General features: G+C 35.5%; 19 protein-coding genes. 4 read left to right on the forward strand and 15 right to left on the reverse strand.

The annotated features are described in order from the left end of the window. Positions 1–24: 24 nt before the first annotated feature. On the reverse strand, positions 25–957 hold the full coding sequence (gene cysK, locus J4O15_RS12895) for a cysteine synthase A (RefSeq protein WP_009219021.1): 933 nt from the start codon (positions 955–957) through the stop codon (positions 25–27). A gap of 360 nt (positions 958–1,317) precedes the next feature. Between cysK and J4O15_RS12900 the strand changes: the two genes are divergently transcribed. Continuing rightward, positions 1,318–2,550 carry an argininosuccinate synthase gene (locus J4O15_RS12900; protein WP_208101042.1) on the forward strand — a complete coding sequence of 411 codons (1,233 nt, stop codon included), beginning with the start codon at positions 1,318–1,320 and terminating at the stop codon, positions 2,548–2,550. A gap of 64 nt (positions 2,551–2,614) precedes the next feature. Here J4O15_RS12900 and leuD read toward each other — a convergent pair whose 3' ends face one another. After that, on the reverse strand, positions 2,615–3,106 hold the full coding sequence (leuD, locus tag J4O15_RS12905) for a 3-isopropylmalate dehydratase small subunit (RefSeq protein WP_009219023.1): 492 nt from the start codon (positions 3,104–3,106) through the stop codon (positions 2,615–2,617). Between the two features lie 13 nt (positions 3,107–3,119). After that, positions 3,120–4,376 carry a 3-isopropylmalate dehydratase large subunit gene (gene leuC, locus J4O15_RS12910; RefSeq protein WP_208101043.1) on the reverse strand — a complete coding sequence of 419 codons (1,257 nt, stop codon included), beginning with the start codon at positions 4,374–4,376 and terminating at the stop codon, positions 3,120–3,122. Positions 4,377–4,531: 155 nt separating this feature from the next. On the opposite strand from leuC, the gene J4O15_RS12915 reads away from it, so the two are divergent. Beyond that, entirely contained in the window at positions 4,532–5,422 is an 891-nt protein-coding gene (locus J4O15_RS12915; protein ID WP_208101044.1) for a LysR family transcriptional regulator, read from the forward strand. A gap of 50 nt (positions 5,423–5,472) precedes the next feature. Here J4O15_RS12915 and J4O15_RS12920 read toward each other — a convergent pair whose 3' ends face one another. The 5 genes from J4O15_RS12920 to J4O15_RS12940 all read right to left on the reverse strand — a co-directional run bounded on the left by J4O15_RS12920 (position 5,473) and on the right by J4O15_RS12940 (position 11,462). Further along, positions 5,473–6,132, reverse strand: coding sequence for an HAD family hydrolase (locus tag J4O15_RS12920; RefSeq protein ID WP_208101045.1), 660 nt, complete (start codon positions 6,130–6,132; stop codon positions 5,473–5,475). A gap of 2 nt (positions 6,133–6,134) precedes the next feature. Then, a complete protein-coding gene (locus J4O15_RS12925) occupies positions 6,135–8,249 on the reverse strand; it encodes a glutamine synthetase III family protein (RefSeq protein WP_208101046.1) in 2,115 nt (704 codons plus the stop codon). 174 nt (positions 8,250–8,423) lie between these two features. Next, positions 8,424–9,410 carry a TDT family transporter gene (locus J4O15_RS12930; RefSeq protein ID WP_208101047.1) on the reverse strand — a complete coding sequence of 329 codons (987 nt, stop codon included), beginning with the start codon at positions 9,408–9,410 and terminating at the stop codon, positions 8,424–8,426. A 9-nt stretch (positions 9,411–9,419) separates the two neighbouring features. Continuing rightward, complete coding sequence (locus tag J4O15_RS12935) at positions 9,420–9,902, reverse strand: C-GCAxxG-C-C family protein (protein ID WP_208101048.1); 483 nt, start codon at positions 9,900–9,902, stop codon at positions 9,420–9,422. Between the two features lie 189 nt (positions 9,903–10,091). Further along, the gene (locus J4O15_RS12940; RefSeq protein ID WP_009219030.1) at positions 10,092–11,462 is read right to left on the reverse strand and encodes an NAD(P)/FAD-dependent oxidoreductase; all 1,371 of its coding nucleotides are present in this window, start codon (positions 11,460–11,462) and stop codon (positions 10,092–10,094) included. A gap of 221 nt (positions 11,463–11,683) precedes the next feature. Here J4O15_RS12940 and J4O15_RS12945 point away from each other — a divergent pair, with 221 nt between their 5' ends. Together J4O15_RS12945 and J4O15_RS12950 are read left to right on the forward strand one after the other, a co-directional pair. Further along, complete coding sequence (locus tag J4O15_RS12945) at positions 11,684–13,135, forward strand: D-alanyl-D-alanine carboxypeptidase family protein (protein WP_208101049.1); 1,452 nt, start codon at positions 11,684–11,686, stop codon at positions 13,133–13,135. Between the two features lie 134 nt (positions 13,136–13,269). Further along, on the forward strand, positions 13,270–13,938 hold the full coding sequence (locus tag J4O15_RS12950; RefSeq protein WP_009219032.1) for a phosphatase PAP2 family protein: 669 nt from the start codon (positions 13,270–13,272) through the stop codon (positions 13,936–13,938). Between the two features lie 94 nt (positions 13,939–14,032). Here J4O15_RS12950 and J4O15_RS12955 read toward each other — a convergent pair whose 3' ends face one another. The 7 genes from J4O15_RS12955 to J4O15_RS12985 all read right to left on the reverse strand — a co-directional run bounded on the left by J4O15_RS12955 (position 14,033) and on the right by J4O15_RS12985 (position 24,630). Beyond that, positions 14,033–15,538, reverse strand: a complete 1,506-nt coding sequence (locus tag J4O15_RS12955) for a hemoblobin-interacting domain-containing protein (RefSeq protein WP_208101050.1) — start codon at positions 15,536–15,538, stop codon at positions 14,033–14,035. Between the two features lie 107 nt (positions 15,539–15,645). After that, the gene (gene tnpA / locus J4O15_RS12960) at positions 15,646–16,074 is read right to left on the reverse strand and encodes an IS200/IS605 family transposase (RefSeq protein ID WP_156791601.1); all 429 of its coding nucleotides are present in this window, start codon (positions 16,072–16,074) and stop codon (positions 15,646–15,648) included. A gap of 124 nt (positions 16,075–16,198) precedes the next feature. Further along, a complete protein-coding gene (locus J4O15_RS12965) occupies positions 16,199–19,300 on the reverse strand; it encodes a hypothetical protein (RefSeq protein ID WP_243762066.1) in 3,102 nt (1,033 codons plus the stop codon). A gap of 367 nt (positions 19,301–19,667) precedes the next feature. After that, positions 19,668–20,906 (reverse strand): nucleotide sugar dehydrogenase, encoded by a 1,239-nt coding sequence (locus J4O15_RS12970; RefSeq protein ID WP_208101051.1) that lies wholly within the window; start codon positions 20,904–20,906, stop codon positions 19,668–19,670. Beyond that, positions 20,903–22,423, reverse strand: a complete 1,521-nt coding sequence (locus J4O15_RS12975; RefSeq protein WP_330638827.1) for an oligosaccharide flippase family protein — start codon at positions 22,421–22,423, stop codon at positions 20,903–20,905. Before J4O15_RS12975 ends, J4O15_RS12970 begins: the two co-directional genes overlap by 4 nt. Next, entirely contained in the window at positions 22,356–23,309 is a 954-nt protein-coding gene (locus tag J4O15_RS12980) for an ATP-grasp fold amidoligase family protein (RefSeq protein WP_009219036.1), read from the reverse strand. Before J4O15_RS12980 ends, J4O15_RS12975 begins: the two co-directional genes overlap by 68 nt. Before the next feature lie 19 nt (positions 23,310–23,328). After that, positions 23,329–24,630 carry an O-antigen ligase family protein gene (locus J4O15_RS12985; RefSeq protein WP_208101052.1) on the reverse strand — a complete coding sequence of 434 codons (1,302 nt, stop codon included), beginning with the start codon at positions 24,628–24,630 and terminating at the stop codon, positions 23,329–23,331. Positions 24,631–24,714 lie beyond the last annotated feature (84 nt).

The raw sequence follows: 24,714 nt of genomic DNA on the forward strand, positions 1-24,714 counted from the left end.
AATAAGAGTATATGTTTATATAATTTATTCTGTAAATAAAGGAGTTGAAAAATATCTGTCTCCACTGTCAGGCAACAGTGCAACAATTGTCTTTCCCTCATTCTCCGGCTTTTTAGCCTCTCTTACAGCGGCAAATAATGCGGCACCTGATGATATACCTACCAGTACACCCTCTCTTGATGCGATAAGCTTGCTGTACTCAAACGCCTCTTCATTTTCAACCGTAGCCACCTCATCATAAATTTCAGTATTGAGTGTATCCGGAATAAATCCTGCACCGATACCCTGTATCTTATGAGGACCGCTCTTTCCCTCTGAAAGTACGGGTGAACCTGTAGGCTCTACAGCAATAAGTTTTACACTTGGCTTTTTATCTTTTAGGAATTCGCCTACACCTGTTATTGTACCGCCTGTACCGATACCTGAAACAAAAATATCCACTTCACCGTCAGTATCATTCCAGATTTCAGGTCCTGTAGTAGCCTTGTGAACTGCAGGATTTGCCTTGTTTTCAAACTGTGCCGGAATAAAGCTTCCCTCAATTCCTGCCGCAAGCTCTTCAGCCTTTGCTATAGCACCCTTCATTCCCTTTGAGCCCTCTGTAAGCTCTATTTGTGCTCCATAAGCTTTTAAGATATTTCTTCTCTCAACACTCATTGTTTCAGGCATTGTAAGAATTACCTTATATCCCTTTGAAGTACCTACAGATGCAAGTCCTATTCCTGTATTTCCTGATGTTGCCTCTATTATAGTGGCACCGGGCTTTAGCTTTCCTTCTTTTTCTGCCGCCTCAATCATAGCAAGTGCTATTCTGTCCTTTACAGAACCTGCCGGATTAAAGTATTCAAGCTTTACCAAAACTCTTGCCTTAAGACCAAGCTCTCTTTCAATATTTGAAACTTCCAACAATGGTGTGTTACCTATTAATTCACTACTGCTTTTATAAACTCTGGACATAAATACCTCCGTTTTTCTATTCCTTTATTCCTACTTGTTTTATAGGTTTATAATAATCTATTTATTTTTATTTGTCAAGCAATATTTTATGATATTTATTTTTTATTTAATTTAAAGTTCAGGTACTATATATCTTGATACTTTTAATTTTACGATCCTTGTAGCGTTTAACTCTTTTGTAAAATATTCTCTATCTGCCTATATAAAATAATCTCTTTATAAATTTCTTTGTATAAAAATAAAAATACACTTGAATAATATTCTTTTTTAATGTATATTTATAAATATATTTTATAGCTTTTATCATTTAACAAGCTATGTTACTATATTTTATTCGTATTTTTATACATAGGAGGCTTTATGTCAAAGGAAAAGGTTGTACTTGCATATTCAGGAGGTCTTGATACCACAGCTATTATCCCATGGTTGAAGGAGCATTTTGATTATGATGTTATATGTTGCTGTATAGACTGCGGTCAGGGAAATGAATTAGACAGACTTGAGGAAAGAGCAAAATTATCCGGAGCCGAAAAACTCTATATAATAGATATGATTGATGAATTCTGTGATGATTATATAATTCCATGCGTACAGGCAGGTGCCGTATATGAGAATAAATATCTTTTGGGAACATCAATGGCAAGACCGGGTATAGCAAAAAAGCTTGTAGAGGTCGCAAGAAAGGAAAATGCCGTTGCCATCTGTCACGGCGCTACAGGAAAGGGAAATGATCAGATACGATTTGAGCTTGGTATCAAAGCATTGGCACCTGATTTAAAGATTATTGCTCCATGGCGTATGACAGATATATGGACCATGAATTCCCGTGAGGATGAAATAGCCTATTGTAAGGAACATGGTATAGACCTTCCGTTTTCATCAGATTCCAGCTATAGCCGTGACAGGAATCTATGGCATATAAGCCATGAAGGATTGGAACTTGAGGATCCTTCACTTGAACCTAATTATGATCATGTGCTGATGCTTGGTGTAACACCTCAAAAAGCGCCTGATAAGGAAACGAAAATCACTCTTAGCTTTGAAAAGGGTATTCCTGTAGCATTAGACGGTGAAAAGATGAAAGTCTCAGAGATTATTACAAAGTTAAATGAGCTTGGAGGAAAAAACGGTATAGGCATCATTGATATCGTTGAGAATCGTGTTGTAGGTATGAAATCAAGAGGTGTTTATGAAACACCCGGAGGTACAATACTTATGGAGGCTCATGATGCAATCGAGGAGCTTGTACTTGACAGGGCTACCTTTGAAGTAAAAAAAGATATGGCAAATAAATTTGCTCAGATAGTTTACGAAGGTAAATGGTTTACACCTCTTCGTGAGGCTATACAAAGTTTTGTTGAAAGTACACAGCAATATGTTACAGGTGAAGTAGTGTTAAAACTTTATAAGGGAAATATTATAAAGGCAGGCACAAGTTCCCCATATTCACTCTATTCGGAATCTTTAGCTTCATTTACTACAGGAGATTTATATGATCACCATGATGCGGATGGATTTATCACATTATTCGGTCTGCCGCTAAAGGTAAGGGCAATGAAAATGGCAGAGCTTCAAACAAAAAAACAGGTATAGATAAACTTACAATAGTCTTACCTAAAAAAATCCAAAACAGGGGCTGAAAAATCAGCCCCTGTTTTTATTTATTCTTATTATTTACATAATTTACAAGTCCGCCGGCATTTATGATATTTTGCATAAACTCAGGGAATGCCTGACCTTTATAGCTCTTACCGGTTGTAATATTTGTAATAATGCCGGTATCAAAATCCACCTTTACCTCATCACCCTGATTTATCTCTTTTGCCGCCTCAGGGCTTTCAATAATAGGTAAACCTATATTTATAGAATTTCTGTAAAAAATTCTTGCAAAGGTATCCGCAATCACCACACTTACTCCGCTTGACTTAATTGCCAGCGGAGCATGTTCTCTGGATGAGCCGCAACCGAAGTTTTTTCTTGCAACTATAATATCCCCTTTTTGAACCTTATTTACAAAATCCTTATCAATATCCTCCATACAATGCTTTGCCAGTTCTTCACCTGTAGTTGCATTCAAATATCTTGCAGGAATTATTACATCTGTATCTACATTTTCGCCATATTTAAATACATGTCCTCTTGCTTCCATATTCTACCTCTCTTTAAACTGTCGGTGCCACTATTTTACCTGCTATTGCACTAGCTGCCGCTACTGCAGGAGAAGCAAGATACACCTCTGATTCCACATGTCCCATTCTTCCTATAAAGTTTCTGTTGGTGGTGGATACACATCTCTCACCTGCCGCCAAAACTCCCATATATCCTCCCAGACACGGACCGCATGTAGGAGTGGAAAATATTGCACCCGCATCTATAAAAATATCTACAAGCCCCTCTTTAACAGCCTGCTTATATATTTCCTGAGTTGCAGGAATTACAATACATCTTACATCCTTTGCCACCTTCTTGCCCTTCATCTGTGCCGCCGCACTTCTAAGGTCTGATATATGCCCGTTTGTACAGGAACCTATTACAGCCTGATCAATCTTAATATCACCAAACTCACCCACTACCTTGGTGTTTTCAGGCAGATGCGGGAAAGCTACAGTCGGTCTTAGTGCCGACAAATCAATATCAATCACCTCATCATATACAGCATCCTCATCAGCTTCAAATATCTTAGGTGTTCTGCTTGAATGCTCTTTGATATAACAAAGAGTTATATCATCCACAGGGAAAATACCGTTTTTTCCACCGGCTTCTATTGCCATATTGCAGATGGTGAATCTGTCATCAATTGATAAAGATGCCACACCTTCTCCTGCAAACTCCATGGATTTATAAAGTGCACCGTCAACTCCTATTTTTCCGATGATATGAAGTATCACATCCTTGCCGCATACATCCTTTGACAGCTTACCCTTTAAATTAAATTTTATGGCACTCGGCACCTTAAACCATGCCTTTCCTGTAATCATAGCTGCCGCCATATCGGTAGAACCTGTACCTGTTGAAAATGCTCCCAAAGCACCATAGGTACATGTATGGGAATCCGCTCCTATTATGCAATCCCCTGACACGGTAAGTCCCTGCTCGGGAAGAAGTGCATGCTCTATTCCCATTCTTCCCACATCAAAAAAATTGACTATTTCATTTTCATTTGCAAAATCTCTACAGATTTTACAATTCTCGGCAGATTTTATATCTTTGTTAGGAGCAAAATGGTCCATAACCAATGCTATCTTTCCACCATCAAATACTTTTTGATTTTCAAATTTCTTCATCTCATTTATTGCTACAGGTGATGTGATATCATTTCCGAGCACCAAATCAAGATTTGCCTCTATAAGCTGACCGGCTTCTACAAAATCCAATCCCGCATGGGCAGCCAAAATCTTTTGAGTCATTGTCATTCCCATATTTTTTCCTCTTTTCTTTTAATTAATGTTGATTGTAACATATCAAATGATATAATAGCGATATGAATTTAATATACCAAGCATTACATTTGGTTATACTTATTGTAGTCTAGCCATAAAAACTGTGTATATAAATAATATAGCGGCGGAGGAATATGGAACAGCATTTATCACAATACAGAATTTTTTTTGAAGTAGCCAAGGCAGGCAGTATATCAAAGGCGGCAAAACTTTTATATATCAGCCAGCCGGCAATATCAAAATCTATTTTAAGATTAGAGGAGAGTCTGGAGATTGCTCTATTTGTAAGAACTTCAAAGGGAGTAAGCCTGACAACGGAAGGTCAAATTTTTTATGAATATTTACAGAATGCATTTTCAGCTATTGAGGCGGGAGAAAATCATCTTACAAAAATAAAGCAGTTTAATATAGGCAAAATAACTATAGGAACCAGCAATACACTTTGTAAATACATACTGCTCCCATATCTGAATAATTTTATGAAGAAAAACCCCAATACAATGGTGAGCATTTTTACACAATCATCCGATGAAACCAATTTCCTTCTTTCGGAAGGTAAAATTGATATAGGGCTTGTAGCAAAACCTGCTAAAACCCATAATATGTCGTATATCAGTATCTTAAAAATACATGATGTCTTTGTAGCCACACCTGATTATCTAAATAATTTGAAAAAAATATTTAATAATAATTTTGATCCTTTCAGAGACGGAAATATAATGATGCTTGATAAAAACAATGCCACAAGAAAGTATATTGACAGTTGTATCGAAGGTTCAAAACTGCAATTAAAGCAGTCCATTGAAACCGGAAATATGGAGCTTCTTATCGAGTTTGCAAAGACCGGCGTAGGCATTGCCTGTGTTATAAAGGAATTTATACAAAAGGAGCTTGAAGAGGGTACACTCGTGGAAATAGAAATGCCTGAAGGACTAAGTATACCAAAAAGAGAGATCGTATTTCTTTATGATGAAAAAAATATCAATCCCTCTTTGGCAAATTTTATATCCATGTTAAAAGTATAAAATACAGGCTGTTACAGGAAAATATTATCCCGTAACAGCCCTCTTATATTTTAAATCCCTTTTATAATATCAATTATTTCATCCGGAGTATTTATAATAAAGTCGGCTTTGTTTTCTCTAAGCTCCTTTTCATCTCTAAATCCCCAAAGTACACCAACACTTTTAACTTCTGCCGCAAGCGCTGTAAGCATATCTGTAGCGGTATCTCCAACATATAATATCTCATCCTTTGAAAGTCCGAGTTCTTTTATAATCATATTTAAAGAAGTGGGATCCGGCTTTTTAGGAATGCCCTCCCTCTCTCCGTATAACAGATCAAATACATTCTCTCCGATAATATTATTTATATTTTTTTCAACACCCTCCTGAGATTTATTTGATAAAACCACAGTCTTTATATTAAGTTTTTTTAGTTCATCCAAAAGTTCTGTTATCCCTTCATAGGGTTTTACATCCACAAGACAGTATTTGGAGAAAAAATCATTATAAACTTCATAAGCTTCCTTTGAAAATTCCAAATGGGTATCACCATTATATATAAGTGATCTGTCTACAAATTTTTTGGCTCCCTCACCTACAAAGTACTTTGTATGCTCTTTATCTATATCCTTAAACCCGAAATATTTCATTGTCAGGCTCATGCAATATGAAAGAGCATCCAATGTATTCAGTAAAGTACCGTCCAAATCAAAAACAACAGCCTTAATCATAATTATACCTCAAACAGCAAATCGCCATAGCTTGGCATAGGCCAAAGATCCTTATCCACAATCATTTCCAAAGTATCAATAGGCTTTCTGAGCGCCTCCATAGCGGGAACTATTACCTCATGCATATATCTTGCATGCTCTGTTACATCTGTAATTACCGATACATCATCCATATATTTTTTTAGATTCTCAAGCGCCAGCTTTGACTCCTTCAAATGATCGTTTACCTCTGATAAAATAGAGCATTGTGCATAGGGCTCTATACCCTCCATAGCCTTTTTCAGCTTTATAATGGAATCAGCCAATCTTGTCGTATATCTTATAACTGCCGGTATTATTGATTTTCCGGCAATATCTATCATAGCCTTTGCCTCTATATTTATAGCCTTTGAATATGCCTCGTATTCTATTTCAACTCTTGATTCAAGTTCTTTTCTGGTAAAAACCTCAAACTCCTCAAAAAGCTTAACCGAAGAGTCATAAACCAATGCGGGAATAGCATCCACCATACTGGGCAGATTGGAAAGTCCTCTTCTTTTTGCCTCCCTTACCCATTCATCCGAATATCCGTTACCGTTAAAGATAATCCTTCTGTGGTTTATAAAGAGTTTTTTAATCATATTATGCACAGCCTCATCAAAATCATCGGCTTTTTCAAGCTCATTTGCGGCTTCTTTAAAACTCTCAGCCACTATTGTATTAAGTACAATATTCGGAGATGCTATAGAATCCGAAGAGCCGACCATTCTAAACTCGAACTTATTATTTGTAAATGCAAAAGGAGATGTTCTGTTCCTGTCGGTAGCATCTTTTTCAAAATCAGGAAGAGTGGTTACACCTGTTTTTAATATACCTCCCTGAAGTGAATGTGTGGCTTCGCCTGTGGAACAAAGCTGGTCTATAACATCCTCCAGCTGTTCACCAAGGAATACAGAAATAATTGCAGGAGGTGCCTCATGTGCTCCAAGTCTATGCTCATTTCCCACACAGGCTGCAGATTCACGAAGCAAATCGGCATGTTTGTCAACCGCCTTTAAAATACATGCAAGTACAAGTAAAAACTGAATATTTTCATGTGGTGTATCTCCGGGATTTAACATATTTATTCCGTCATCAGAGGTCAAGGACCAGTTATTATGTTTTCCGGAGCCGTTAACACCCGCAAAAGGTTTTTCATTTAATAAACAGGTAAGACCATGTCTTCCCGCCACCTTTTTCATGGTTTCCATAGTAACCTGATTGTGATCTACGGCAATATTTACCTGCTCATACACAGGGGCAAGCTCATGCTGTGCCGGTGCCACCTCATTATGCTGGGTTTTGGAAGGAACACCCAGTTTCCAAAGCTCATGATTGATATCATTCATATATGAGGCTATTCTCTCTCTGATGGAGCCGAAATAATGATCTTCAAGTTCCTGCCCCTTTGGCGGCATAGCTCCGAATAAGGTTCTGCCTGTATATATAAGATCTTTTCTTTGAAGATATTTTTCTCTGTCAACTATAAAATACTCCTGCTCGGCACCTACGGACGGTATTACCCTCTTTGCGGTAGTATTCCCGAATAATCTGAGTATTCTGAGAGCCTGTGTATTTATAGCCTGCATGGACCTTAACAGTGGAGTCTTTTTATCCAGTGCTTCGCCTGTATATGAACAAAAGGCTGTAGGAATATATAATGTCACTCCCAGAGAATCTTTCTTTAAAAATGCCGGTGATGTACAATCCCAGGCGGTATATCCCCTTGCCTCAAAAGTTGCTCTAAGACCTCCGGATGGGAAACTTGAAGCATCAGGCTCACCCTTTGTAAGCTCTCTTGCTGAAAATTCCATTATAACCTTGCCATTGTCAGGTGCCGAAATAAAAGAATCATGCTTTTCAGCAGTTACACCCGTAAGAGGCTGAAACCAGTGAGTGTAATGAGTCGCTCCCCTGTCTATTGCCCATTCCTTCATTCCATGAGCCACAGAATCCGCAATATCATTATCAAGTTCCAAACCGTCTTCTATAGTCTTTTTTAACTTTTTAAATACTGCCTTAGGCAAATATACCTGCATAGCCTCATCATTAAATACATTGATTCCGAAAATCTCTGTAATTGTATCTTTTTTCTCCATATACACCTTTCATAAATATAGGCAAAACCTAGTTCCAAAGATAAACTCCATATCCCAACTATCACAGTTTTCCGAAGTTTTCGCAAAAATTATAGCATATAAAAAATATTTTTGCATCTTTGAATATCTCTAAAATAAAAAAGACTGTCTGCAATGCAAACAATCTTTTTTACTTTATGCTAAAGCTCTACCGCCTTCTTTTGATATCACCGGTGCAAACACATGCTTTGCAAAGCATAATGCCGCAAATACAACTCCGGCTATGGCGATTATTATTTCTATATTTACAATTGCAGGCAATACAGGTCTAAGCCCCATCTCTACATTCATCTTTATAAGTACGGCATTAAACTGCTTAGCTGCTATGGCACTGATAACAAAGGGAAAGGTAAGCCCCGCAAGGCTTGGATAAAACTTAAACTCATTATTCTTTGCAAAACTTGCAAACAAATCAATCGCCGCAATTATTCCGACCAAATAAATTACCAGAGATAAAATATATAATAATGTCAAAAAATTTATATTTTTTTGCTCGAATGAATTTATATATCCCGCTACACAAAGGCTTGCCGGTGCTGCATATATACATGCAAGCGCCTTTGCCTCGATATTCTTATTTCCAAGCTTTATATATCTGTAGGATACATAAACAAAAAGAGGAATATAAAGAATAAAGCCAAGCCAAAAGCAAATCTGCCCAAGTGCAATATTTTGAAAAGCCGGTGCGGTCACAGATACAACCACAATACCTACATATACGATAAAATAGCTGGCAAAAACCTTCATCAAATCATCCGGTATCTTTATTTTTAATATAAAATTTAATGTAAAATAAACCATAAGTGCAAGATGTATAACAATGGCGGCATACCATATAATAATTGCAATAAACGGTAAAACCGGCTTTATATAACCTGCCAAAAGCATCATTGTCATACTGTATGTTCCGAAAACACTTGCAAGTACAGGATTTTTCATATCTGTTTTAAAAGCATCCGGTGCTGTAAGATACTTACATTTTACAAGCATTATGCCTACAAATGCCAATATCCCGCAAAGTATTTTTAAATATGGGCTGTAAGCTGCCAGTATATTTCCAAGTGCCGCAATACCCAGTGCAACACCACATAAAGGCAGTGGTACTCTTTTTAAAAAGTTCATAATCACATCCTATATATCAATATTTTTTAATCCTTTTTCTCTTACAATTATCTCCGCAACCTTCTTTGCAGCTATACCTGTAAATCTGATACATTGCTCTTTATGCTCGCCTGCACCCATATCAAACTCTCTTGTAAGAACTCTACAACAGTTTGAATGTTTTCCGTTAGCCTCTTTAAAATAATCATGCAGTTCATGGGTGAGCTCCATGCACTTTACCACCTTGGGATCCTTAGGACCGTTTTGCTCAGTTCTTCCAAAAATCATTCCAAGAGCCAATACGCCTCCGTTTAGAGCACCGCACATACAACCGCTCTTTCCTGCTCCCACAGCCATACCTGATGACATAGCTATAACTTCTCTCGGAACATCCAGCTCAAAATTGTCTACAACTGCCGCCATGAGCGCCTCACAGCAAAAGTATCCGTTTCTGTAATTATCCTCTGCATCCTGTCTTACTTTGTCCACACTGATTTCACTTTTGATATTCATATTTCCTCCTAAAAGCTTTTACATAATTTTAACACTAAAAAATATTTTTGTACACTAAAAAAAGTACAGGTTTTGTGTACCTGTACTAAAAATCCCGAAATTTATTATAGTTTTTTCTAATAAATTAATGCATCTTATATGTTTTATCGATAATGCTATAGAAATTTTAGATATATAAGTATTATATATCTATTCTCCCAATATATGCCTTGCTACAAATACACCGCTTGCTGAGGCATGTGAAAGTGAATGAGTAACTCCGCTACCGTCACCTATAACATATAAATCCTTGTGAATAGTTTCAAGATTATTGTCAAGCTCCACCTCCATATTGTAGAACTTAACCTCCACTCCGTAAAGAAGAGTCTCATCACCTGCAGTTCCCGGTGCAATCTTATCAAGTGCATAAATCATCTCAATAATATCATCCAAGATTCTCTTCGGTATGACTAATGACAAATCACCCGGAGTTGCTGTAAGGGTAGGCTGCATAAATGATTTATTAAGTCTTCCCTCGCTACTTCTTTGTCCTCTGATAAGATCTCCGAATCTTTGTACCATCACACCGCCGCCAAGCATGTTTGACAATCTTGCAATGCTCTCACCATATCCGTTGCTGTCTTTAAAAGGTTCGGTAAAATGCTTTGATACGAGTAATGCAAAGTTTGTATTTTCCGTTTGAAGAGCAGGATCCTCATAGCTATGTCCGTTTACGGTGACAATACCGTTTGTATTCTCATTTACCACGGCTCCCTTTGGATTCATACAGAATGTTCTTACAAGATCCTGATATTTTTCTGTTCTGTATACTATCTTACTCTCATACAATTCATCTGTAAGATGCTTAAATATTTCAGCCGGCAGCTCCACTCTTACACCGATATCCACACGATTTGACTTGGTAGGAATCTTTAAATCCTTACAAATCTGCTCCATCCATTTGCTTCCGCTTCTTCCTACCGAAACAATACATTTATCCCCAAAAAATTCTTCATTATTTTTTGAATATAATTTATATCCTGCATCCAGCTTTTCTATTTTTACTATTGGTGTATTAAAGAAAAACTCCACTTTTTCCTTTAAATCATCATATATATTCTCAAGCACTTCATAATTTATATCTGTTCCCAAATGGCGGACACTGGCATCCAGCAAATGCAGATTATTCTGCAGACAAAGACGCTTTATATCTGAATTGGCTGTAGTATAAAGCTTGGTCTTTCCTCCACCGAATTTTACATTTATTCCGTCTACATAGTTCATAAGTTCTATGGCTTTTTTCTTTCCTATATATGCATGCAAAGTACCGCCGAATTCATTTGTGATATTGTACTTTCCATCGGAAAATGCTCCCGCTCCTCCAAAGCCGTTCATTATTCCACAGCTCTTACAATGAATACAGGACTTTATCTTTACTCCGTCTATCGGACAATGCCTTTTCTCAAGAGGATTACCATACTCAAAAACTGCAATCTTTAATGAGCTGTTTCGATTTATCAGTTCATAAGCTGAGAAAATACCTCCGGGGCCTGCCCCTATTATCATTACATCATATTTCATATTTTTCCCTTTCACAAAAGTAACAACCATATCTTACATAAAAATGGCGATATCTCTTTTGAAACATCGCATGCAGCACTCCCATTATAATCTTTCTTTCACTTACTCGCAATATAATTTATTTAACATATAATAATTGATTATATAATGCCGATATATCTTTTAAAATATTCATAATTCTTTTACTTTACTATTTCTTTCAATAGAGGCATAATATAAGAATGAACGCTAAAATTTTCAAGAAAACTATAATAACACTTTTTTTAACATTTATTACCGTACTTTTATTGCCACTGAAGGCACTTGCCTATGTTGACTGGCCGGCAAATGCAAATATTCTTTCCGAAGGTGCCATACTTATGGATGCCGATTCGGGAGCCGTGCTATATGGTAAAAATATCCATGAGCATTACTATCCGGCAAGTATTACAAAAATCTTGACCGCTTTGATAGTTGTGGAAAATTGTAATCTGGATGATGTTGTTACATTTTCAAAAAATGCGGTATACAATGTGGAGGCAGGCTCTTCCAGTGCAGGTCTGGATGTTGGAGATACTCTCACCGTAAGAGATTGCCTGTATGCAATGCTTTTACAGTCTGCAAATGAAGCCGCAAACGCTTTGGCTGAACATACTGCAGGAAGTATAGAGGAATTTGCAAATATGATGAATCAAAAAGCCTCAAATCTTGGCTGTACGGATTCACATTTTGTCAATCCCAGCGGATTAAACAGCCCGGATCACTATACAAGTGCCTATGACTATGCTTTAATCAGCCGTGCAGCCTTTATGAATCCAATCGTTACCGAGATAGATTCAGCCACATACTATAATTTACCTCCCAGTAAAAGGGTGCCTACAGGTCAGACCATATATAATCACCACTCCATGCTTAGAAAAACTTCCGGTAATTACTATCAAAATGCTATTTGCGGTAAAACCGGATATACCACACTTGCAGGAAATACCTTGGTAACTTATGCAAGGAATGATCAGATAGGCCTTATTACCGTAGTATTAAACGGAAATAAAACACATTATACAGATACACAGGAATTATTAAACTTCGGTTTTGCAAATTTTAAAAATATAAAATTAAGTACGGCAGATATTACCACAAAGTTTTCAAGTAATATCTCTATGATACCGGATTTTAATGAGTATATAATAGAGCCTGATGATAATGCTTCCATATCATTGCCCAATAATGCGGATATAAATGATATAAAATCCACTATGGATTTTGAATCCGTTGCAGGTCTGCCTGCCAATGCACTTTGTAAGGTTGATTATACATATAATGATTATCCTATAGGTTCGGTACATATACTTTCCAATAAAAATGCAAATTATGTACCTGAGGAAACCAAGGTTGTAACAATTGAAACAGCACAGTCTGAGAAGAATAATAAAAACATCATACAGATAACAGGTCAAAACTTTTCAAATATAATACTCAGTTTCTCAAAGAAAAGTATTATAATTGCCGGTGTGATAGCTTCTCTTATAATTTTACTTATAATCATTATTTCGGTGAGAGTACATATGGCAAAAAAAGAAAATGATTTCAGCGACCGTGAGCTTCGCATATACAATCTTTTAAAAATCGGTTGGACCGCTTCCGACTGTGGTATAAGTGAGGATGAAGCAAAAGATATACTAAAAAAGCACTAAAACAGTGCTTTTTTTGTTTTTCTTTAAGAAATTGTAATATCTGTTTTCCTAATTTACTTGAATTATTTTTCATATAGCTATACAATTTATAGATACATATTGACAATAAAGCAAACAAAAGTTTAGGGGATATTATGAAAAAAATAATAGAAGCATTAAAAAAGTATAGACATGCATGGGTATTCTTATATATTTTAATATATATACCTTGGTATATATATCTGGAAAGAACTATAGTACATGAGTATCATATATTACATACTTGGGTTGATGATATAATTCCTTTTAATGAGTACTTTATAATTCCGTATTTTATATGGTTTATATATGTGGCATCAGTGCTTCTCTTCTTCTTTTTTAAAGATGTGGATGAGTTTTACAGATTCGGACTGTATTTGGCACTTGGTATGAGTATATCACTCTTTATATGCCAGATATTTCCAAACGGAACCGATCTCAGACCGACAAATCTGAACCCCGGTAAAAATATTTTTACACATTTGGTAGCCTTTATCTATAAAACAGATACGAATACCAATGTGTTCCCAAGTATCCATGTGTTTAATTCCATTGCAACACATGTAGCCATACTCCGATCAAGATTCTTTTATAATAATATGAAGGCAAAGGTAATCTCATTTATTATTATGATTTCCATATGCCTCTCCACATTATTCTTAAAACAGCATTCCTTTATAGATGTTGTGGGAGCTACAATACTCTCCTATGTTATATATCAGCTCATATATGCAAAGATACCATTACCTATAGGTCATGAAAGCAGAGAAAATATAAGAGTATAGTAAAAAAGTCATTCGGAATCACTCCGGATGACTTTTTTAATCAGGGGCTTTTAAAAGCCCCTTTTATTTTATCTCTTATCTGCCTGCATTAGTTCTATTGTCTGCTTGCATTTGAAGAAGTTGCCGTACTTACCGCACTGAGATCTCTTCTGTTTCTTCTGCCTGAAGAACTTGATGAATTTACTTCTACATCCACTCTTATAGTTTCAAAATTATCGGAACTTATAACCACTTCATTACTTCCCTGATTGAAACCGTCAAGTGAAAGATCTATATACTGATCATATCCATAGGTCATATTTGATGAAACCTTATATGTAGTATTGGCACTTATATTAAAGCCCTTATTATAAGTAATACCGTTTACAGTAACTGTAGCATTGCCTGCCTTTATTTCTTTCATAAATGTTTTGAGTACAGTTCTATCAGAGTCATCAAATGTTACTCTCACATATCTGTCAAAGAAAGCCTTTACAGCCTCTGAAGATGTTACCGCAGGTGTAGGTATTTGGGACTCTGTTGTATAGCTTACATCATCATATCCGTCAGCCTTTAAAACTATATTATCTGAAAGACCTTTGAATTTATTTGATTTTACATATACCTTATCATCTGTCACTGTAAATCCGTCACCGCTTAATGAAGAAATTCTGTTGAGCTTGCCTACGCTTACACCGTTTACCTCTACTGCCGAAAGTTTCTCTGTAAACTCGGCAATCTTATCTGCATCACCCTTTAAAGTGATAACATAGGCATCTGAATAATTTACTCTGGTAGCCTCCACCTTTTCAATTTCTACAACCTTTGCTGCCGGTGTAGGTACGGAAGGTGTTGTAGGAGCTGTTGCCTCTGCAATGCTTCCGTCAGCATTCAATGTAAATGTAAGATCCTTATATCCTTCAGCCTTTACGACAAAATCATACTTGGCAGCATTAAACTTGCCCTTCTTTCCTTTAACTGAAAGCTCACTTATCTTGCCGCCATAAGTTGCATTTGAATGCGCCTTAAACTCGGCATTATCTCCAAATCCGAAGCTGCTTGTCTTTGTAAACTCTTCACCGTTTACACTTACTTCATTTACAGCCTTCAGATATTTCTCAAGGTCTGCCGCATCCATGCCGTCAAACTTAACTGTAAGCATCTCGTAGAAGAATGTGCTTGACTTTCCGCCTGTTTTTGCATTCGGAGCCTCGGCATCCTCTGTTACTCCCGGTGTTACAGGAGGAACAGCTTCTTCTTTTTGTGTAAGAGTTACCTTAATGGATTTTACAGGATAGTTTCTGTCACTTGACTGTAAGAATATAGTATATTCTCCCGCTGTCTTAAACAGACCTCCACGAAGTTCAACCTTACCGTCAGCTACTTTGTAAACCGAATCTGAATCCATTCCTCCTGCAGCTGCTGAGATTACATCTCTTAATGTTCCGTCAGGATTTTGTATCTTAACACTGCCAAGCTTACTTAAGAAATCACCCTTCTTTGCATCTCCATCCTTAACAGCATTTATTATTATAGATGAACCTGTTTCATGCTTCTCACTTACATCTGTAAGCTCAACTTCCTCAAGGGTATCTGTGATGGTCAAGTTAACAACCCCCATTTCAAATGGGGGTTTAATTTTAACCCCTCCGGGGTATTTCTCCGGTTCCGCCAAGGGCGGGATTTCGCAGTACCATTTTTATCGGTAGCCTCCTAAAGAAGGCTCTTCTACTTTCTTCCGTCCGCTACCTTATCATTTTCTTCTTGTTCCTTAATATATTTCAAGATTGTTTCTTCATTTACATTTCCTACTGTTGATACATAATATCCTCTTGCCCAAAAATGACGATCGCCCCATTTATTTCTATACTCAGGATGTCTATCAAATAGCATTAATGCACTTTTACCTTTTAAATATGACATGAATTCCGATACACTTATTTTTGGTGGAATTGCTATATACATATGAATATGATCTATACATACTCTTCCATCTATCAACTTTACCTGTTTCATCTCACACAACTTTTTTATTATTTCCACCAAATCTTTTTTTGTTTCTCCATACATGATTTTTCTTCTGTATTTTGGTATAAAAACAATATGGTAAGTGCAATTCCAACGTGTATGTGTTATACTTTGATTATCCACTTGGATACCTCCTATGCTTTGATATGGCCTGCGAAACCAATATCATTATAGCATAGGAGTTTTTAATACTCTAAGTAACGCTTCGGCTTTGCCGGTTCCCCCATCTCAGATGGGGGATTAATAGCTTTTTTCATTCAATCTCAACCTTCTCAAAACCTGTTGAATCAAATACCAGTTTATGTTTTCCGACAATAGGTGCAAGATATCTGTTAAATGCACTATTATAAATTGTTATGCTCTTATTCTCAAGATTAACTTCATACTGCTTAAGATAGTTATCTCCTCTAAGCGGTGATGAACCGTCCATAACTATTGAATAAAGATTCTTTAAGAAATCCACATTATCTGTTGTTATTGTGTAGCTCTCACCCTTTGGCTGTGTAAGTCCCTCAAATGTCGGTGCAGCCTCTCCTATAAGATTTCCGTAGCGATAAATTGTACCAAGCTTACCGTTTTCGAGAACATTCTTGATATTGCCGATACCTTCTCTGGTTCTTGCATCCTCAGACTTTATATAATCCTCAAATGTAAGGACATTTCCCTCAAGTCTTGCATCATTGTAAGCATCTACAAAATCGTTAAGACGATATATCTTGCCCTTATCATCTCCTACTATCGCCTTAGGAGACTGCTCAAGCCACCAATTCATTACAGCATCAGATGCCTTGGTTCTAAGTCCGATTTCATTTAAAACAATAGCATTTGTAAGTAAATCATATTCATACAATAAGTATGAATTTATCATCATACTTCCGCTTGCACCTGATGTGGCATCTGAACTTCCACCCGACTTTCCTGTAGCACTTGATACACTGTCAGCCTTCTTTCCTGTACTGCTTGAAGAACCGCCTGTGCTGTGTCCTCCTACAAGAACTGTTGAACCACCTTTATATGAATCTCTGTTTCCTGAATGTGTCTTTGTCACTGTAGGGCTTGATATGGCATCTATAGTCTTCGACTCATCCTTTACAGGATTTGTAGCAGCTGATGTACCGTCATTTTTTAACACTTCAAATTTCTTTGTCAATATCTTATAGCCCTTGGTATATATTGTAGCTGTATAAACTCCTGCCACATCTGTATATACCTTGCCTGATGTACTGTCTGTACCTGTAATCTGTACAATATCGGCAATATTATGCCATCCTGAGTACTTAGGCAAATCAATAGTTGTTCCGTCAGGTTTTGTAAGAGTAACTCTATACATTACAACACCAAGATCATTTCCAAAGCTCTGATTTGTCTTTGTATCAACTATTCTAAATCTTATATCTCCGCCAATCTTCGGATTAGGTGTTGTGCTGTCACGCATTACCTTAAAGTTTGTACTGCTTACAAGAGATATAGGAAGACTTATTCTTTCATTACCCTTTGAAGAACCTATGCTTACATAATAGTCGCCTCTGCTTCTTGCATTGTTTTGCGGAAGAGGAATATTTATAACTCCTACTTTTCCGTATTTTGTCTCTATATCAGTGGTATATACAAGATTTGAATTTACAATATTATGATCTTCACTGAGCAGTTTAATATTGTTTAATCCGCCAAACCATGTCTCCTGCTCCGCATTCTCCAACTGAAGCTTTATTTTTATGCTTCCGTTTCCTACACTGTCAATCTCCGTTACAGGAATATAATACTTTGAAGGAACCGCAGCAGTAGCCGAGTCGGTCTTCTTTGTCTGTAATGTAAATGTTGTCTTTGAAGCGTTCTTTCTTACCTTACCCTCATTATCATATGTCTCAAGGAAATAATCAAACTTGGTAATAGGTCCGTTTGATATTACATATTTCGGTGCCTTGATTGAAGTCTTTGTTATAGTCTTTCTCTCTCCGCCCGCAAGTGTAATATCCTGAGTATCATTATCAGCCTTATTTACAATCTGTAATGCTGAAGGTCTTGATACACTTGAAAGCCATTTAACCACATGTCCTTCATCATCAACCTTTGTCATATCGGCTGTGACATCTACTCCGTCTACCAATACTTTGTAATTATCAATAGTGCCATATTTAAATGCAACCACTACATACTCACCAAAGTCTGTATTAACATTTTTTGTATATTTTACATATGCAAACTTATCATTATTTGTTTCCTCAGGCTTTTCGGTATTTGCAGTTCCATTGTTTTCCGTTTTATCTTCATTGTTTGCAGTGTCATTTGCTTTAGAGTCCGCATTGTTTACACTGTCATTTGCTTTAGAATCTGCATTGTTTACACTGTCATTTACTTTAGTGTCTGTGTTGTTTACACTGTCATTTACTTTAGTGTCTGCATTGTTTACACTGTCATTTGCTTTAGAATCTGCATTGTTTACACTGTCATTTACTTTAGTGTCTGCGTTGTTTGCAGCTTCATCTGTTTTACTGCCTGCGTTGTTTATAATCTCATCCGAATTGTTTTGTGCCTTATTTTCTATTTTGTCTACACTCTTTTGTGTATCGGCTGTGGTATCGACTTTATTATTTACCTTATCCTCCGCCTTACTTGCGTTATTTACATTATTTTCTGTATTAGCCGAGTTGTTTGCTGCTGTATTTGCATTATTCTCCACATTCTGTGGTAAAACAGCCTTATTTTCTGTTGTAACTTCAGAATTTACCTTATTATCTTTTGCTACTTCAGAACTTACATTATTATTTACTGTAGTATCCCTACGTGATCGGGAAGAGCCGCCTCCTCTTGATGAGCCGCCACCACCTGAGCTGCCTTTGCTGCTCTTTTTAGCCGGTTTATCTGCTTGTGCTTTATTGTTTGCCGCACCGACTACAGAAGGAAGTCCCTTACCCTGCTCAAAAACAACCTTCCCGTCTTTTTCCCATCTACCGTCGGCATTTACCTGAAATCCGTCAGGTGTCTTACCGTTTGCAAGCATTTTACCCTGATCAGGTCCGCTCTCATTATTAAAATAATAGCAATACCCGTCTATCCAGTTCCAACCTGTAAGCAATTGCCCTTGAGCTGCACCTTCAGCTGTACTTAGGAAGGTCCAGTTTCCCTTTTCATCCTGTTGCCATCCGGTCTTCATAACCCCGCTGTTGGCGTCAAAATAATACCATCCGCTTGGAGTTTGAGTCCAACCTGATGCCTTACTGCCATCATCTTTTATATAATTCCATCCACTCTTGCCGTTCACCCACGAACCTGCAAAAGCCGGTGTAATCTGTGTTGCCGCCATCAATATACTTAAAGCTCCAACACCTATATTATAAAATAGTTTCCTTTTCATAAGTCTCCTGTTGCTTCTTGTTAGTGGCCACTAACTTTGTTAACTTAAATAAGGGAATGTTGCACTACAATAAGATATCTAAATCACTGTGTAAATCTGCACTTTGACTAAATACTCTTGCAAAAACACTTCCCTTTACATCTAAGTTCCAGTATGTTACGCTCGTTAGCCTTTGCTAACAGATGTAAGTATACTTGAAGCTTTATTTTATTTCAAGCTTTTTTTGTGTATTTTTTTTGTATTACAGTACTTATTTAAGTACAATATATCAAAGAAAATGTATATTCTTTCAATATATTGTTCTTATTTAATCACTTGTGTTTATTATCTGAAAACATTTATCTAAATTTAATATTGATAATATTCTCTAATCCCTGCCAAAAAGGTCTCTGGTATATACCCTGTCTTTTACATCATCCAAACATTCATCATATCTGTTTGCTATAATTGCATCACTTTTTTCTTTAAAAACTTCAATATCATTTATAATCCTGCTTCCGAAAAATGTGCTGTTATCATCAAGTGTAGGCTCATATATAATGACCTTTGCTCCCTTTGCCTTAATTCTTTTTATAACACCTTGAATAGAAGATTGTCTGAAATTATCGGAATTGGATTTCATTGTAAGTCTATATACACCTATTACAACCTCTTTTTCCATAGCCGGATCATAGGCACCTTTGTCACCGTAATTATAATATCCGGCTTTTTGCAACACCTTATTGGCAATAAAGTCCTTTCTTGTCTTATTCGACTCCACGATAGCCGAAATCATATTTTGAGGTACATCCTCATAATTTGCCAAAAGCTGCTTTGTATCCTTTGGCAAACAATATCCTCCATAACCAAAGGAAGGATTATTATAATGTTCTCCGACTCTTGGATCAAGGCAGACTCCGCTTATAATCTCCTTTGTATTAAGTCCTTTCATTTCCGCATAGGTATCAAGCTCATTAAAATAAGATACACGAAGTGCCAGATATGTATTTGCAAAAAGCTTTACAGCCTCAGCTTCAGCAAATCCCATAAGCAGTATATCTATATCCTTTTTAACGGCACCACCCTTTAAAAGATTTGCAAAAGTGTCCGCCGCCTTCATAAGCCTTGCATTCATAGTATCTGTACCCACAATTATTCTTGAAGGATATAGATTATCATATAATGCCTTTGACTCCCTTAAAAATTCCGGAGAAAAAAGTATATTGTCACAGTGAAATTTATTTCTTATATTATCCGTATATCCTACAGGTATAGTGGACTTTATCACAATGATTGCATCAGGATTATATTTAATAACAGATTCCACCACATTTTCTATAGCCGAAGTATCAAAAAAATTCTTCTGTGTATCATAGTTTGTCGGAGCCGCTACCACAACAAAATCCGCATCGGTATAAGCCTCCTTTGTATCCAAAGTGGCTGTCAGATTAAGTTCTTTTTCCTTAAAATACTTTTCAATATACTCATCCTGAATAGGACTTATTCTGTTATTTATTTTATCAATCTTATCAGCAATGATATCCACCGCCACCACTTCATTATTCTGCGCCAGCAAAGTGGCAATTGATAAGCCTACATATCCTGTTCCTGCTATTGCTATTTTCATATGCTTCTCCTATTTTTATAGTTTATTTTATTTATAATAGCGATTTTTATATCTGTTCTAAATATTAATATATATATGGCTGTTAAAGCACAATATACAAAAGAACCTACCAATAATTTTAATATCAGTCCTAATAATGATATACTACTGATATTATCTACATATCTTATACACAGTAACATTACTCCCCCAATTAAAATAAACGGTATAAGTTCGCTTAATATTTCTTTTATTTTAACAAACTTTCTACATAGAACTATTTGTACTATTAATCCAAATATCTCTGCAGATACAGAACCTACTACGGCGCCGAAAACACCTATTAACGGAATTAAAGACACACTTAGAATCAAATTAATAATTGCATTAAATATAATACATATATTAAATTGTTTATCCATATGATTAGGTATCATATATTGGGTTCTTATTATATCTCCCGCACCGACAATATAAATAAGCGGTGCCATATATACAATTATTTTGCCACATATTCTAAACGAATCACCATAGTATAAAATTGAAAATACATCTGAAATTCCTATAAGACCGAACAAAGCTGCCATACCTAAAAAAGAAGTAATAAAATATGAATATTTAATATACTTTCTTTGCCCGATAATATTTCCTTCGGCTGCTAATCTACATGCTCTTGGAAACATAACCGTTCCGGTTACCCCTATTATAGTCTTAGGAACACTCACAATCCTATTCGAATATTCATAAAACGCGACACTCTCTTTTGTACTCATTATTCCCAAAAGTGTTTTATCGAATACTGTATACATAAATGATGCAATCACAGATATTGAGAAAACAAGTAATGGTTTTATATGTTCTTTAGCGTCATCTTTATTAAATCTAATCGGTCTTACCGCTTTAATAGCTTGTGGAAGCATAATTGCCTGACTAATTAATATAGCACTTGCATTTATAAATGTATAAATACCCAAATCATTTGGACTTTTTACAAAGATAAATACAAAAGCACATTCGAATATTTTTATTAATGTATTTTTTATTACGACACTTTTAAAATTCTCAAGACCGTAAAATAACCATGTAATATCAAACAACGCTGATGCCACATATAATATCTCTATCCTAAATACTACCCTGTCACTTTTTATAAAAAAGACTACAAATAGTGAATAAAGAATTATCGATATTACAGATACTATAATATGTACTACAAACAAACTCCAAAATGCTTTTCTCAATTTTATATTATTATTTGCATTTTCAGAAATTATCCTTTGTCCATGTCTTGCAATTCCAAGCATAGACAATGTAACAAAATATGCCGCTATAGAATTCGCATAAGAAAATATACCTAGTGCCGTTTCTCTAAGTGTTCTGGACAAATATGGTGCTAAAACCAGTGGAATTACCAGTACCAATAGTTGATAAACATATTGGAAAAAAAAATTTTTTGATATACTTTGTTTGTTAATCATTTTTTGTTTTTCCGTCTTTATTTTTTGGGAGTTTCCAATAATCTCCAAGGACTTTGTCATATTCTTTGGGGATAATAGGATCTAAACCGCTTCCATTTGTAAATGTCATTTCGCCAAAATATATTTTTCCGTCAATATTGTAAAGGTCAACTCTGACATGAGAAAATCCTTTTGATAATATATTTGCTATGTCTATCATCATGTCAAAATTCTTAGGCATTGGTATATCATAATTTGCAATTCCGTATGAAGCTTGAGTCCATGGTTGTAATTTCCAGTTCATGTCAAATACCGTTCTGGTATGTTTTGAATATCTACCTAAATCAACCCAACAAAAGCATGGCTTTCCGTCAAAGCATAAGAATTTATAGTCCTGCAGCTCTCCTAAGTTTGTTTCCAAATATTTTTCTGCAATTATTTTTCGTTTAATATCCCTATAATGTAGTTGTAAACTGTTTGTAAAAGCATAATCGGTTTTCATCCAATCATCAAACATACGTTTTGCTCTTCGCATATTTATTTTATATTTATCTTTTACGATTAAATTAGTTCCCGTTCCATGATTTGTCTTTAAAACAAATTGCTTAGGCAATAAGTCAAAATCTATGTTGTCAAAAGAGTCCCACACACCTATCAATGGAATCAAATAATCTTTACCGATTTTACCTTCAACCCATTCTCTTACAGCATATTTATCTGTTAAAGTTGTTTTTATCGGATTTTTGTCATATATTTTTTCCCATTGCATTTTTTCTGTATATGTTCTTAAATTATTCCAATCTAAAATATTACCAAATACTTTCAGGTATTCTTTTTCTATTAGATCATTATATTTTTCTTCCGGCAGACTTTCTAATCTCTTGGCATTAGCTAATACTTTCATGCGTTTCATATGCTGATAGTAATCGTATAGACCCGGAAACTTCTTTTTTAATACATCCAACAAACTTTTTTCCTCCAACTTTTTAAACCTTATTTAAATTATATTTCATATCGCTATATTTATTCCTACTGATAGCCAATAAGAGCCATAAGATAGCATCAAAAAAATATGATTCTGCAAAACCGTTAATAATTAAACATATAAGCATTGCTATAAATAAATATGCTCTTTTATGCGTTTTGCATGTACTATAAATGTTTTTCAAAGATTTTTTTATTATTAAAAATAAAGTCAATACTCCAATAATTCCAAGTTCGCCAAAAGCTTCTAAAAATGTATTGTGAGAATGTGCATAATCCCATCCTATCAATGACATTATTACTATACGACTACACTCATGCCCGGGACCATATCCTAACTTCCAATATCCATTTTTTATTATGTAAGGAATTAATGAATTATAAATAAGTGTTCTGCGTGAACCACCGGATGATATAACATCTGTAACATTGAACCTGCCTACATCCAGTCCAAATAATATAAACAGAAAATATATACCGGACAGAATTATAGTTCCTAAAACTGCAAATCTAAGCATAGCTCCTATTAATCTACCATTTATTTTCTCATACATAATAATTATTATCACATTAGTCAATACAAATGCCAATACTGCCCCTCTTGAGCCGCTTAGAAATGCCAATACAATAACCGCTGCACATAAAAGCAAGTTGCTTTTCTTATGTGTTTTATTAAGGAATGAGTCTGTTAATAATACACTACCCAACTGCGCACATGACATACCAAATGTGTTTGTATTAACAGTATTTGCTATTGTTAATCTTCCTTCTATAATAGAACCGTTAACTAAAACACTAAAAATATAACCACTGATCATTACACTCGCTATTTCCGGCAATATATTACACATTAAATCTATTTTAAGCTTAATAGTATTTCCAAGTATTAAAGATAAAAATAGTAAATATAATAGTCTGACCAATCCGTTAAAATAATTAAATTGTGATATGGAATAAGAGAAGCAGGATATTACACTTAATATAACTATAAGGACAACGCTATTCTTATTGAATTCCATTTTACCTTTTTGCATAAACAGAATTCTTATAATTATCAATATCATAAGTATTGTGTATATACTATAAACACCTTCATATGCACCTGTAAAATAATATGATATTGTTGAAAGCATTAAAACTATCACAACATAATGCTCAATAGAATATATAAAAGGAAATGCCATGATAGTGTAAAGGACAAACAACATAATATTGAAATCTTGGCTAAACAGTGAAATCAAAAGTATAGCTAATATATACACATATGACCATAAACTCATAAATCGTTTACTTTTAATATTCATCAATCTATTCCTCCGGAATATTATGTTTATATTTATAATTTAAATATATAATTTTTATTAAAAATGCAATATACTTATATAATT

Origin of the sequence: Lachnoanaerobaculum sp. Marseille-Q4761, assembly GCF_017565785.1 — a bacterium.
GTDB lineage: Bacteria > Bacillota > Clostridia > Lachnospirales > Lachnospiraceae > Lachnoanaerobaculum.